The sequence below is a fragment of the Shimia sp. genome (assembly GCF_022448905.1).
Classification (GTDB): Bacteria; Pseudomonadota; Alphaproteobacteria; order Rhodobacterales; family Rhodobacteraceae; genus Shimia.
This window is the reverse complement of the sequence record NZ_JAKVCW010000010.1, coordinates 129,117-141,978: the sequence shown is the minus strand read 5'-3', so window position 1 is coordinate 141,978 and position 12,862 is coordinate 129,117. Positions and strand designations below refer to the sequence as shown.

Annotated in this window: 12 protein-coding genes and 1 pseudogene; all 13 read left to right on the top strand. The window is 59.2% G+C overall.

The window, feature by feature from the left end; translation table 11 throughout:
- The 13 genes and pseudogenes from MK208_RS21085 (at position 1) to MK208_RS13695 (ending at position 12,775) form a co-directional block, all read left to right on the top strand.
- Positions 1–2,124 (top strand): annotated as a pseudogene (locus tag MK208_RS21085) (ATP-binding cassette domain-containing protein).
- A gap of 134 nt (positions 2,125–2,258) precedes the next feature.
- Positions 2,259–3,437: an HlyD family efflux transporter periplasmic adaptor subunit gene (locus MK208_RS13750; protein ID WP_294117458.1), complete on the top strand. Its 1,179-nt coding sequence runs from the start codon at positions 2,259–2,261 to the stop codon at positions 3,435–3,437.
- Positions 3,438–3,581: 144 nt separating this feature from the next.
- On the top strand, positions 3,582–4,016 hold the full coding sequence (locus MK208_RS13745; protein WP_294117457.1) for a paraquat-inducible protein A: 435 nt from the start codon (positions 3,582–3,584) through the stop codon (positions 4,014–4,016).
- Between the two features lie 17 nt (positions 4,017–4,033).
- Complete coding sequence (radA, locus tag MK208_RS13740) at positions 4,034–5,401, top strand: DNA repair protein RadA (protein WP_294117456.1); 1,368 nt, start codon at positions 4,034–4,036, stop codon at positions 5,399–5,401.
- A 58-nt stretch (positions 5,402–5,459) separates the two neighbouring features.
- A complete protein-coding gene (locus MK208_RS13735; protein ID WP_294117454.1) occupies positions 5,460–6,014 on the top strand; it encodes a CvpA family protein in 555 nt (184 codons plus the stop codon).
- Between the two features lie 135 nt (positions 6,015–6,149).
- Complete coding sequence (locus MK208_RS13730; protein WP_294117448.1) at positions 6,150–7,412, top strand: TAXI family TRAP transporter solute-binding subunit; 1,263 nt, start codon at positions 6,150–6,152, stop codon at positions 7,410–7,412.
- Between the two features lie 22 nt (positions 7,413–7,434).
- Positions 7,435–7,710 (top strand): GlsB/YeaQ/YmgE family stress response membrane protein, encoded by a 276-nt coding sequence (locus tag MK208_RS13725; RefSeq protein WP_294117447.1) that lies wholly within the window; start codon positions 7,435–7,437, stop codon positions 7,708–7,710.
- A 252-nt stretch (positions 7,711–7,962) separates the two neighbouring features.
- Complete coding sequence (gene purF / locus MK208_RS13720) at positions 7,963–9,492, top strand: amidophosphoribosyltransferase (protein WP_294117444.1); 1,530 nt, start codon at positions 7,963–7,965, stop codon at positions 9,490–9,492.
- 4 nt (positions 9,493–9,496) lie between these two features.
- Positions 9,497–10,060, top strand: coding sequence for a DUF2199 domain-containing protein (locus MK208_RS13715; protein WP_294117442.1), 564 nt, complete (start codon positions 9,497–9,499; stop codon positions 10,058–10,060).
- 139 nt (positions 10,061–10,199) lie between these two features.
- Positions 10,200–10,457: a pilus assembly protein PilZ gene (locus MK208_RS13710; RefSeq protein WP_294117439.1), complete on the top strand. Its 258-nt coding sequence runs from the start codon at positions 10,200–10,202 to the stop codon at positions 10,455–10,457.
- Between the two features lie 95 nt (positions 10,458–10,552).
- On the top strand, positions 10,553–11,227 hold the full coding sequence (locus MK208_RS13705) for an SDR family oxidoreductase (protein WP_294117438.1): 675 nt from the start codon (positions 10,553–10,555) through the stop codon (positions 11,225–11,227).
- Between the two features lie 112 nt (positions 11,228–11,339).
- Positions 11,340–12,122, top strand: coding sequence for a 5'/3'-nucleotidase SurE (gene surE / locus MK208_RS13700; protein WP_294117436.1), 783 nt, complete (start codon positions 11,340–11,342; stop codon positions 12,120–12,122).
- Positions 12,119–12,775, top strand: a complete 657-nt coding sequence (locus MK208_RS13695) for a protein-L-isoaspartate(D-aspartate) O-methyltransferase (protein ID WP_294117435.1) — start codon at positions 12,119–12,121, stop codon at positions 12,773–12,775. The genes surE and MK208_RS13695 overlap by 4 nt, the downstream gene beginning before the upstream one ends.
- Positions 12,776–12,862: the final 87 nt, after the last annotated feature.

The window sequence follows — 12,862 nt, the reverse complement described above, 5'->3', positions numbered from 1 at the left end:
ATGTCTGAACCAACCCTGGGGACCTCCCCACCCGACCGGAATGCGTCCGGCTCGGGCGCGGCGCTGCGCCAAATCAACCGCCTGATCGTGCCGCTGCTTGTGCTCAGCGCCATCTCAAATCTTGCCATTCTGGTTAGCCCGATCTTCATGATGCAGGTGTTGGACCGTGTTTTGCCAACCGGGAACCGACACACGCTCGCGCTGCTTTTGGGCGTGGCGGCGCTTGCACTTCTGCTGCAAGCCATCGTCGACGGATTACGCGACCTCAGCCTTGGACGGGTGGCCCGCTGGAGCGAGCGGCTTTGCGCGCCGCTTGTGCTCTCCCGTCCGCCCGAGCAAAAGCAGGACTACCTGTCCATGGTGGGGCACCTCAAATCCGCGTTGGACGGACCTGCTGCACGCGCCGCGCTCAGCCTACCTTGGCTGCCGGTGTTCACATTGGTGCTCTGGGCCATACATCCCTGGTTTGCAGGTTTGGCAGCGGCACTCATTGCCATAGCTGCGGCGCTGCGTCTGACGTATCATGCGATGGCCGCCGCGCCTTCCACCGCGCTTTTGTCAGCACAGGCGCAAGAATCCCGCAGCATGCAAGATGCGCAGCAGGTCAGCAGCCAACCGGCCTTGGGCGAGTTAAGTCACAATCTGCTCGCGCGCTTTGTGGCCGCTCTTGGCCAGCGCAGCAGCCTTGAGGATCAGCTATCTCCCTTACGCGTTATCAGCGCCAGTCTTGAAGCATACCTGCGCAGTTTGACCCAGCTTTTGGGGCTCAGCCTAGGTGCTGCGTTAGTGGTTCAAGGCGATCTCAGCGCGGGCGGCATGATCGCTGCCAGCCTGATCCTCACCAAAACTGTGAGCAGCCTTGAAGCGGCTTTTGCCAGCGTTGACAATCTAAAGCAGGCGGCCCAATCTTTGAAGAAGCTGGGTAATTTGCCTGTTCCCACCACAAAAACCAGCACGAATATTGCCAAGTTAAACGGCGCGCTCCGCTGTGAGGGACTCATTTTCCCAACAGGTGGCGGCGCTCCGCCCCGTCTCGACCGGATCAACTTTGCCCTTCCACCCGGCAGTTGCCTTGCCATAGTCGGCGCCTCAGGCAGCGGCAAATCCACCTTGCTTGAAGCGCTGGCCGGGGTCACGCCCTGACCCATTGGCACGGTCTGGCTGGAGGAAACAGAAGTTTCCACGTTGCCGTTGCAGAGCCAGACCGCGTTTATCGGATATTTGCCGCAGCAGGCGCAGCTGTTTCACGGCACTCTGGCAGAAAACATCGCCGGCTTTGCGGCGTCTCCCGAGGATGCCGCCATAGTAGCCGCCGCGCAAACCGCCGGGGTGCATGGATTGATCTCAGCCCTGCCTAACTCTTATGACACCGACATCGGCGCAACGCCTTATGTTCTGTCAGCGGGGCAAAAGCAGCGGGTGGCTTTGGCCCGCGCAATTTTCCACCAACCAAAATATCTGTTTCTGGACGAACCCAACGCGCTGTTGGATGCGGCAGGCGAGCGCCAGCTCTGCGCTGTTTTGGCGCGGCTCAAAAAGCAAAACACAACCATTGTGATGGTGATCCATCGTTCTGGCTTGATGGGGTTGGCCGATCAGGTACTGGCGCTGGAAAACGGTCGAATGGCGGATTTTGGTCCGCGCAGCGATGTGTTGGGGCGCATGAGCGGAGGGCGACGCCGATTGGACGTCCCGCTGCTGGAGGCCAGCCTGCAGGATGTGACCGATTGGGTTGGCGCTCAGTTTTCTCGCAGCAACGATGCGGACTTGTCTCAGCGCGCTGAAATGGTCGCGAGCGAACTCTTTAACCTGGCTTTATCAGATGGCCCACCGGACACTCCAAGAGCCGCAGTGTTCCAGTTTCGCTTCCTCAATGATCGCAGCTGCGAAATCACCCTAACCGAAAACCGGGCTACCAAGGCCGACCGGAAGTTGCAGAAAATTGCGCGCCTATTGCGTCAGCCGGATGCCAAAATGTCCGACCTGCCACGCGACGAGGCCGCCATGGCTGTGCTCAGCCAGATGAGCAAGGGATTTGACGTGCGTAATGTTGATGGACAGGCTGTGTATCGCGCTGCCGTTTCGACAACCGCAAAAACACTCAGTGGGATGATGGCACATTGACGCTTGCACCAGACACCCGTGGGTCAATCCCTGACCAGGCTCTCCCAACCCAGGTCTCTCGACCGCTTTGGATTGGGTTTTGGGCCATAGTTGTGACCCTTGGTGCCTTTGGATGTTGGGCGGTTCTGGCACCTTTGGCCACGTCAATTCCCGCGTTAGGTCACTTAGATGCGCGACAGCCCAGCCTAGACATCCAGCACCGCTTTGGCGGCAAAATTGCCGAAGTGTTTGTAAAACTGCACACACCCGTGGAACAGGGGCAGCTGTTGATCCAGCTGGATGTGTCCGACGCGGCGGCGGAATTACGTGAACTGCAGGCGGCCTTGGCCCCAATGCAGGAAGAACGCCGCGCGTTGGCAGCCGCGCTGGCCGGAACTCTGACGGTGGAGGACACTGAGGGTTTGAGTCCTCAGACCCGATTGGCCCTGCGCCGGATGAAAGCGAAACAGGACGTTTTGGACCTGGGCGCGGAGATGACCCTACAGCTTGAAGCGTCTCTGCACTCCCAAACGGAGCAGCATCGCGCCAGTATGGAGCATCTACAAAGTCGCGAAAACTCAATGCGAGACCGATTGGAGCGTTATGCCACTCTGGCCGCCCAAGGTACTTTAAGAACAGCTGACACTGAGGCCTTGCATGAGAGCATTCTGGACGTGCAGGCCAACCTGGCGCGGGAACAGGCCGAACTGGCGTCTTTGGAGAGTCAGGCCACGCAGGCCAGACTGCAAATGGCGCGGGACAAGCTGGAGTTCCGTCAGGAGATCCTGGACCGACAGGCACAGTTGGAAGAGGCCATACCAAGGTTGCGCCTGCAAGCCTTGCGCCTCTCCGCACAGATTGCGCAGGCGGAGATCAGGGCACCGGATGACGGGGTGGTAACGGCCCTGCCTTATGACACCGCAGCGATGGTTGTCGCCCAGGGGGACACCGTGGTGACACTGGCGCGGCCTTCGCAAGCATTGGACGTGGCGTTCACCGCCAGCCCGCAAGCCATCGATCAATTGCGGGTGGGCATAAACGGGTATCTGACAGTGACTGGCCTGCCCCAGCGCAACCATCCAAGGGTGCGCATAACGCTAACGTCCCTCTCTCCAGAGGCGCGGCGGGACCACGAAGGGCGCGTGGTTGGCTATGATGGCGTGGCTGCCATGCACCCCGAGGACGAAGCAAACCTGCGAGCCGAAATGGGCCAACATCTGAACCTGGCAAGCGACATGCCGGTCCATTTGGTGTTCACGGGACGTCAAGTGACCTTTGCGGATTATCTGGTGGGGCCGTTTTTGCGGTTTCTGAGCCAAGCCATGCAGGATTGAGGGGCGCCGACCACGATAAGCGATACGTTCCCCCCCTTTTTGGGCAGCGTCATCAAGTCAGAGATCATTTCCCGGGAATCAGACGGGAAAATTCCCCGAGTTGCGCCGCTTGCACCTGTAAGGCGATGCGCTTAGCTCTAACGCATGCCCCATGCTTTGCGCCTGACCAACCTGTCTTTGCTGATTCTGTTTCCCATTGCATGGTTTGCGCCGCTGATGCGCGCGGGGGTGTTGCCGTTGTTTGGCCTGAGCGAGATTTCGATTGTGTCCGGGTTGCAATCGCTTTGGGACACAGATGTGGCTTTTGCGCTTTTGGTGACCTTTTTGGCGATTTTTGCGCCCTATATGAAGGTCATCGGGCTGGCGCTGATCCAATTTGGGCTGATGCGGCGTAAGGTTTTACCGGTACTGGAATGGTTGGGTAAACTGGCGATGGCGGATGTCTTCCTGATCGCGCTTTACATCGTGCTGGTCAAAGGCGCTGGCCATGTCACGGTGGAAACCGGCTGGGGACTTTATCTCTTTACTGCCTGTGTTTTGGCCTCCTTGGCGATTAGTCATTTGACCCGCAAGCGGTAGTGGTCCAAAACGAGAACATGGCAAAGAGCAAAACCCAATACAGCTGCTCCAGTTGTGGCGCGCAGTTTTCAAAATGGTCCGGCCGATGTGAAGGCTGTGGCGAGTGGAACACCATTGTCGAAGAGGCGCCGTTTGGCGCGGGCCCCACAGGCTCCTCGCTGGGCACCGCCAAGGGGCGGCGGATCGAGCTCTCGGATCTGCGCACCGAAGAAGCCCCGCCCCCACGCACGATGAGCAACGTCAAAGAACTCGACCGGGTGCTTGGCGGCGGATTGGTGCCGGCCAGCGCCATTCTGGTGGGCGGCGATCCGGGCATCGGTAAATCCACACTTTTGCTGCAAGCGGCAGCGCGGTTTGCGCGCCAAGGTGTAAAAACCATCTATGTGAGCGGCGAAGAAGCCAGCGCACAGGTGCGCATGCGGGCGCAGCGTTTGGGGCTGACCGAAAGCCCGGTGCTGCTCGCCGCAGATACCAATTTGCGCGACATTCTTACGACGCTAGAAGCGGAAAAACCGCAGTTGGCGATCATCGACTCCATTCAAACCATGTGGAGCGACTCGGTGGCCAGTGCGCCCGGTTCGGTCAGTCAGGTACGGGCCGCTGCGCATGAGCTAACCGCTTTTGCCAAACGCAAAGGCATGGCGATTGTGCTGGTTGGGCATGTCACCAAAGAAGGCCAAATTGCCGGGCCCCGTGTGGTCGAGCATATGGTGGATACCGTGCTCTACTTTGAGGGCGAACGCGGGCATCAGTTCCGGATTTTGCGCGCCGTCAAAAACCGCTTTGGTCCGGCGGACGAAATTGGCGTGTTTGAGATGACCGGACGTGGTTTGGCCGAAGTGGGCAACCCAAGCGCGTTGTTTCTGGCTGATCGAGGCGCGCCCAGTCCGGGCAGCGTGGTTTTTGCCGGGATCGAAGGCACGCGACCGGTGTTGATTGAGTTGCAGGCTCTGGTGGCCCCATCGCCGCACAGCCAGTCCCGGCGCACGGTGGTGGGCTGGGACAGCGGGCGGCTGGCGATGATTCTCGCCGTATTAGAATCACGCTGCGGAATTCCCTTTGCCGGGCTGGACGTCTACCTGAATGTGGCCGGCGGCATGAAGATTTCCGAACCGGCAGCGGACCTCGCAGTGGCCTGTGCGCTGATCTCCGCGCGTGAAGACAGCGCCCTGCCCGCCGAGACCGTTGTTTTTGGCGAAATCAGCCTGTCAGGGGCGCTTCGATCGGTCAGTCAGACGGAAAATAGGTTGAAAGAAGCCCAAAAACTTGGTTTCACGTCCGCAATCGCTCCGAAAGGTGGCAAGTCCGCAACGGTTAAAGGCATCAATCTCAACCGCATTGGGGATTTGGCAAGCTTTGTGGGAGAGGTATTCGGAGCGGGCTGACAGGCCGAGAGTTAAAAAGTAAATTCAGGCCGGGGGCGGTCGAAGGGGACGGAAATACATGGAAGGCTTCACAATTATTGATGCCGTGGTCGCGGGTGTGATCATCGTTTCAGCGCTGTTGGCGTACAGCCGCGGTGTTGTGCGCGAAGGCATGGCCATCGCGGGATGGATTGCTGCGGCGATTTTGGCCTTTATGTTTGCGGGCACGCTGCAGCCGATGGTCAAGGAAATTCCAGTGCTGGGGCAGTATCTGTCGGACAGCTGTGAACTGTCGATCATTGCCGCCTTTGCCGGTGTCTTTGCCCTGGCGCTGATTGTGGTGTCGCTGTTCACGCCTCTGTTTTCCTCGATTGTGCAACGCTCTGCGCTTGGCGGTATCGACCAGGGTCTCGGCTTTGTCTTTGGCGTTCTGCGCGGCATCCTGCTCGTGGCGATTGCCTTCTTTGTCTATGAAACCGTGATCACCAGCCAATCTGTGGCGATGGTGGATGACAGCCGCTCGGCTGCTGTGTTCAGCCGCATCACGCGCAAGATTGATGACCGTGACCCACAGCAGGCCCTGGGCTGGATCACCACACAATATGAAGAACTGGTTGGCGTCTGCGAACAATAAGCGCAGCCAGCTCAGAAACGCTCAAGTCCGCGCCACACGGTTGCGGGCTTTTTGCTGCGTGGCGCTCTGATCTCTTGTTTGCACCGCCAGCGGGGGCTACGGTCGCGAAAACTGGAATGTTTTGGCAGCTTTACCATGCGACTTTGGATATTCATCACCACCTTGAGCCTCGCCGTTTGTGTGACGCTGGTAATGTATATGTTGCTGCCGCCCAACAAACTGAAACTGGCGGCGGGCACGCAAGGCGGAGCCTATACGCTTATGGCGGAGCGGTATCGGGACATTCTGGCGCGAGATGACATTGAAGTGCAGATCGTGCACACCAATGGCTCGGTCGACAATGCGGAGTTGATGTCCAGCGATTTGGTGGATGCGGCGTTTTTACAAGCCGGCGTTGGCGTGACGGCAGGCACAGCCGAGGCGATTGGCGGCGTGTTTTATGAGCCCATGATTTTCCTGGCACATAGCGGACACAGTATCCCGTCCAACCCAGCGTTGTGGCGGGGCCTGACCATTGCCGCAGGCAAACGCGGATCGGGCACAGCCGTGGCCTTTGCCGATTTTCAGGACGCGGTTGGCATGGACAAAAACGCCAATACGCTGGTGGATGTCGGGTTTTCACAGGCAATTTTTGCGTTGCGGTCTGGTGACATCGACATGGCGTTTTTTGTCAGCAGCATCGAGGCGCCCTATCTGCGGCAGGCCTTTGGCTATGACGACATCGACATTTTGCGCCTGTCCTATACCGACGCCATTGCCCGGCACCTAGACTATGCGGATCTCGTGGAGGTCCCTACGGGGGGCGTGTCGCTGAACCCGGTGCAGCCGAGCGAGGCGCGGCAATTGTTGGCGTTAAAGGCGCAGTTGGTGATTGATCCAAAGCTGCATCCCGCGCTGGTGAACCGATTGACCATGGCGGCGAAAGAGCTGCATCGCGGGCATGATGTGCTGACGTCGCGCGGCACGTTTCCGGAGCCACGCGGCATTGGCATCCCTGAGAACAACGTGGCGCGGCAATTGATCGAGGACGGGCCAAGCACCTGGCACAACCTTCTGCCCTATTGGATGGCGGCGCAGGTCAATCGCGTGTTTCTGCTAACCCTGCCAATCCTGTTCCTGATCTTGCCGCTTTTGCGGGTGTTGCCCATGGTTTATGCCTATTTCCGTGGCTGGCAGGTGTGGAAACACTACGGCCGTATACGTGAGATCGAGGCGCAGATGGGGCCGAAGTGCACGGCAGCGGAACTGGCCGGCATGGCCGAAGAGTTGGAAGAGGTGGATCACCGGATTTCGCAGCTAAAATTGCCGCCAGCCTACCGGCAGACGGCCTATCACGCGCGCATGCATATTGATCTGGTCCAAAAACGCATCAAACATCTGGAAACGCAGCTGAGCTAAGCGGCTGCTAAGGAGAGACATTATGGAAGGCACCACAGACGCACAGCTTTTTTCAGGCATTTTCAGCGCAGTGATCATTGGTGGCCTGGCCGGTTGGCTTGCAGGCAAGCTGGTGCGCGGCGGCGGGTTTGGCCTGATTGGCAATGTGATCCTTGGCATCGGAGGCGCGATCCTGGCCAATTTTGTGCTGCCGGTCTTGGGCTTCTCTTTTGGTGGCGGCTTTTTCAGCTCGGTGTTTCAATCGATGCTGGGCGCGGCGGTTGTGCTGGTCCTGATCCGCATGGTGAAAAAGGCTTAGGCGCAGATTGTCGCGGCTTTTGTGATCCTTTCGTGACATGCTGGGCGGGAGCCCTTAAGAGAGGCCCTAGCACGAGAACAGGATTCGGAGCCTCCCTGTGGACAGTGGTTTTTCCCACCCTTTCAGCTGGCGCACCCCGCGCATAGCAAAGGCTTGTCCACCTGAGATGTGTCCTTTCACGATTTGCGCCTTTGGTGCCTCGCTGCGCAGCCTCAATCACATTAGCCTAACCTGACGAAGGGAGCCCTGCCCGTGTGCGGAATTTTGGGGATCGCCAACCGAAACCATGACGTCTTTGGAGAGATCTACGATGGTCTCTTGATGTTGCAGCATCGGGGGCAGGATGCCTCGGGTGTGGTGACCTACACAGGCGGCTTCTTTCGCGAGCGCAAGGCCAATGGTTTGGTCAAGGACGTGTTTCAGCCGTCTGATGCGGAAACCCTGACAGGCCGCATTGGTATGGGCCATGTGCGCTATCCAACGGCGGGCAGCCTGTCGGCGTCTGAGGCGCAGCCGTTTTTTGTGAACGCGCCTTATGGCATCTATCTGGTGCACAACGGCAATATCACCAACACCGAGGCACAGCGCGAAAAGGTGACCGGGAAATACTCCCGCCACCTGCGGACCACCTCTGACAGTGAGATCCTGCTCAACGTGTTGGCCGACAAAGTTGCCGATGCCATCAAAGTCAACGGCAGCGCCGATGCGATCCGCAACATCTTTGCCGGTGTGAAGATGACCATGGAACGCGTGCAAGGCGCCTATTCCGTGGTCTGCCTGATCGCAGGTGTGGGCATGTTGGCCTTCCGGGACCCCCACGGCATTCGCCCGCTGTCCGTTGCGAAGCGCGATGCAGAGGGTGACGGCGACGACTATGCCTTTGCGTCTGAGGATGTGGCCTTTGGCATCAATGGCTTTGACAAAATTCGCGACCTGAAGCCCGGCGAGGCAATGCTGGTAGATCTGGACGGCAATCTGCACGAGTTCCAAGCAGTCGAAGGCGAGTTGACGCCTTGTATCTTCGAGTATGTCTATTTGGCGCGCCCAGACAGCGTGCTGGACGGCGTGTCTGTCTATCAGGCGCAGATCCGCATGGGCAAAACCCTGGCCAAGCAGGTGCAAGAGAGCGGCTTGGACATTGACGCGATCATTCCTGTGCCGGATAGTGCGCGACCTGTTGCATTGGAAGTCAGCAACATCACCGGCATCCGCTATCGCGAGGCGCTTGTGAAGAACCGCTATGTGGGCCGGACGTTTATTATGCCTGGCCAGGAAGAGCGTCAGAAGTCCGTGCGTCGGAAGCTGAACGCCATTCCACGCGAGATGGAAGGCCGCAACATCCTGTTGATTGACGACAGCATTGTGCGCGGCAACACCATCAAGAAGATTGTGCAGATGTGCCGTGAGGCAGGCGCGAAGAAGGTCTACATCGCGTCGGCTTCCCCGCCTGTGTCGCACCCCAACGTCTACGGCATCGACATGCCAACCAAGCATGAGCTGATCGCCAATGGCATGAGCGTTGAGGAAATTCGCGAGGAATTGGGCGCCGATGCGCTGTTCTACCAAAAGCTTGAAGACCTGATTTGGGCGGCCAAAGAAGGCAACCCAGAGATCGAACGCTTTGATTGCTCCTGCTTTGACGGCAACTACATCACCGGTGGCGTGACGCCGGAATATCTGGCCGCGCTCGAAGGCAGCAGCCGGGTGAGCAAGAAGATCGAAGAGGCTCCAACGCCCGGCGCAAGCTGGAACGGTGCCACTTTGGCAACTTCTCAGGGGTGAGCGCGTGAACCTGCTGGCGCTTGATAGCCGCTGGCAGCGGTTGAACGATCCCACCTACGCCTGCAAATGCTGCGGGCGTAGCTTTGGCGGCATTGTTGACATGGGCTTTGGACAGCCGGATTGCTGGCCGCATGGCCCATTAACTGATGGTGACACCCTGACGGTGGGCGACGATGTGTTGACCGCCGACCTCTGTGTGCTTGACGATCTGCGCTTTGTCCATTGCGTGGTGCCCCTGCCCATTCGTGGCAGCGACGAGGTCTTTCTGTTTGGCGTATGGGCCAGCCTGGCGGTGGAAGACTTCAAAGCCTACGTGCTGGATGCAACTGGCGAGGACACCGGCTTTGCAGGGGCCGCGGCCTGGTTGATGAATGACCTGCCGCTGTTTGAAAGCGATGAGCCCATTTCTTGCGGCCTAAAACCGGCAGAATCAGGCGCCGAGAGGCCACACCTGACGGCCAATTCAGGACCACTGGCACAAGCACAGGCAGAAGGCATTTCCTTTGATCAACTGCTGGAAATATACGCGGCTTGTGGTGAGGACCTGCGACCGCACCTGATGGGCTGAAATCCGCCGCATTGGCCTTTTTTCTTTGGCAATCGACCGCCTGTTTAGCGGTCCTTAACTATAAATACGTTACGTCTGTCTGGCGGCTCACGACCCTCCAACTATATAGCCGCCACCGCTCACAAACACAGGCAGTATCATGTCCTCCAAGACTCCTTCCCACGTGGCCGCGCAGGCCACGCAATCCGGTGTGCTGAAGAACCGCTCCCGCCTGACTTTGATTGGCGTGATGGGCAGCCCGAAAAACCCGCGCGCCTTGTTGATGACCGCAGGGGGCAAAACCCTGCGCGTTGAACTTGGCGACCGCACGCCCTCCGGCAAAGTGGTGGCCATTGGCGAAGACAACATTGTGCTCAACGCAGGCCATGGCACCACCCGCCTGTCGATGCCCAACTAAACAACTAAATCGCGAGGGGAGATGGCAGTTCTCGTCCCCCCTGCGACTTGCTTGCCTCTTGACCTTGTGCCGCTTTGGTCGCATTGCATCGGCCTATGAGTGACACGTCCAACACCCCCGACGCCTCCGGCGAGAAAATCGCGCTGATCACCGGCGCATCACGTGGCCTTGGTGCCGCTTTTGCAGAGGCGCTTGTGCCCGCGTACCACGTTGTGGCTGTGGCCCGCACCACCGGTGCACTGGAAGATCTGGACGATCGCATTCAGGCCAAAGGGGGCAAATCCACCCTGGCACCGATGGACATAACCAATGCCGATGCCATGGCGCAGCTGTGCCGCTCGATCCACGACCGTTGGGGCAAAGTGGACCTGTGGATCCACACCGCCGCCCATGGCGCGCCTTTGACCCCCACCGATCACATCGATGCCAAGGACTGGCAGAAATCTCTGTCGATCAATGTGGATGCTGTGGCCCGTCTGATCCCATTTATGAGCCCGCTGTTGGGCGATGCGGGTCATGCGGTGTTCTTTGAGGACAATCACGCCGGTGAGAAGTTCTTTGGCTCCTATGGCGCCACCAAAGCCGCTCAGATCGCGCTGGCCAAAAGCTGGCAGGCGGAGACCACCAATATCGGCCCAAACGTGTCGATCTTAAGCCCTCGGGGCATGCCCACCGGCACCCGCGCGCGTTTCTTCCCTGGCGAAGACAAGGACAACCTAGTGCATCCCCGCGACGAAGCGGCGCGTTTGATGGCTGAGATCGGGCTTTAGGGCTCAAAACGCTGGCATCGCCGCAACGGTTGCGGCCAGCGACACCACGTGCCTTGCCCCCTTTGCATGGCTCCACTAGACAGGATGTCAGCAGATAAATTGGGGCAGGCACATGCGCATTCTCATCACCAATGACGACGGCATCAACGCGCCGGGACTGGCCGTTCTGGAGCGGATTGCAGCGGAGCTGGCCGGACCTGACGGCGAAGTCTGGTGTGTGGCGCCTGCGTTTGAGCAATCCGGTGTGGGCCACTGCATCAGCTACACCCACCCCACAATGATTGCCCAGATGGGCGAGCGCCGCTTTGCCGCCGAAGGCAGCCCAGCGGATTGTGTATTGGCCGGCGTACATGATGTGATGAAAGACGCGCCACCCGAGTTGATCCTGTCCGGCGTAAACCGTGGCAACAACTCTGCAGAAAATGCGCTTTATTCCGGCACGTTGGGCGCGGCGATTGAAGGCGCTTTGCAGGGCATCCCGTCTTTTGCCCTGTCGCAGTTCCTGGGCCCGAAGAATTTCTCCGCCGACGATCCGTTTGAGGCCGCGGGCGCATTTGGCGCTGAAGTTGTGCGCAAGATCCTTGATGCAAATCCAGCCAACGACCACCCCTATGGCTTGTTTTACAACGTGAACTTCCCGCCTGTGCTGGCCAAAGACGTCAAAGGCACGCGGGTGGTGGCGCAGGGCTTGCGCCAAGGCACCAAGTTTTCGGTCGAGCCGCACAATGCGCCGTCTGGGCGTCGGTTCCTGTGGGCCCGAGGCGGCGATCAGCAGAACCCGTCTGGCGAAGGCACCGATGCGACCGTCAACCTGAAGGGCTACACCTCGGTGACACCGATGCGCGCGGACCTGACAGCACATGACACACTTGCCGCGCTGAAAGGCATTGAATGACCGACCCTGACGCGCTTGCTGAACGCAAAATGCAGTTCCTGTTTGCCCTGCGTTCGCGTGGGGTGACGGAGCCTGCTGTGCTGACCGCGATGGAACAGGTAGACCGCGGGCTGTTTGTGCGTGGGCTGTTTGCCGAGCGGGCGTATGAAGACACGCCATTGCCGATTGCCTGTGGCCAGACCATTTCGCAGCCTTCCGTAGTTGGGCTGATGACGCAAGCTTTGGAAGTCACCTCGCGTGACAAGGTGCTCGAGGTGGGCACCGGCTCGGGCTATCAGGCCGCGATCCTGAGCCATCTGGCGCGGCGGGTCTATACGGTGGATCGGCACAAGCGGTTGGTGCAAGAGGCGCGCGGCGTGTTTGACCAATTGGGCATCGTGAACATCACCTCTCTGATCAGTGACGGCAGCTTTGGCCTCCCGGATCAGGCGCCGTTTGACAAAATCATTGTGACCGCCGCCGCAGAGGACCCGCCCGGCCCCCTCTTGGCGCAACTCAAGATCGGCGGTATTATGGTGGTGCCCGTGGGGCAGTCGGATGCGGTGCAGAGCCTTATTCGGGTGCGCAAAACGGAAAACGGGCTGGACTATGACGAATTGCGCTCGGTGCGTTTTGTGCCTCTGCTTGAGGGCGTCGCACGAGAGAATGATTGATTTGATTGGGCTTTCCCCTTGGCAAAGGGTGACGGCTCGCCCATTTGGAAGCTTAACGAAGCGAACAACAGACGCGGCTTTGGCAGC

What these genes read in the sequence shown, in the direction of transcription:
- MK208_RS13705 (WP_294117438.1), top strand. Translation starts at nt 10,553, where the DNA reads ATGAGTGACACGTCCAACACCCCCGACGCCTCCGGCGAGAAAATCGCG.
- MK208_RS13730 (WP_294117448.1), top strand. Translation starts at nt 6,150, where the DNA reads ATGCGACTTTGGATATTCATCACCACCTTGAGCCTCGCCGTTTGTGTG.
- radA (WP_294117456.1), top strand. Translation starts at nt 4,034, where the DNA reads ATGGCAAAGAGCAAAACCCAATACAGCTGCTCCAGTTGTGGCGCGCAG.
- MK208_RS13725 (WP_294117447.1), top strand. Translation starts at nt 7,435, where the DNA reads ATGGAAGGCACCACAGACGCACAGCTTTTTTCAGGCATTTTCAGCGCA.
- MK208_RS13735 (WP_294117454.1), top strand. Translation starts at nt 5,460, where the DNA reads ATGGAAGGCTTCACAATTATTGATGCCGTGGTCGCGGGTGTGATCATC.
- MK208_RS13710 (WP_294117439.1), top strand. Translation starts at nt 10,200, where the DNA reads ATGTCCTCCAAGACTCCTTCCCACGTGGCCGCGCAGGCCACGCAATCC.
- MK208_RS13745 (WP_294117457.1), top strand. Translation starts at nt 3,582, where the DNA reads ATGCCCCATGCTTTGCGCCTGACCAACCTGTCTTTGCTGATTCTGTTT.
- MK208_RS13695 (WP_294117435.1), top strand. Translation starts at nt 12,119, where the DNA reads ATGACCGACCCTGACGCGCTTGCTGAACGCAAAATGCAGTTCCTGTTT.
- surE (WP_294117436.1), top strand. Translation starts at nt 11,340, where the DNA reads ATGCGCATTCTCATCACCAATGACGACGGCATCAACGCGCCGGGACTG.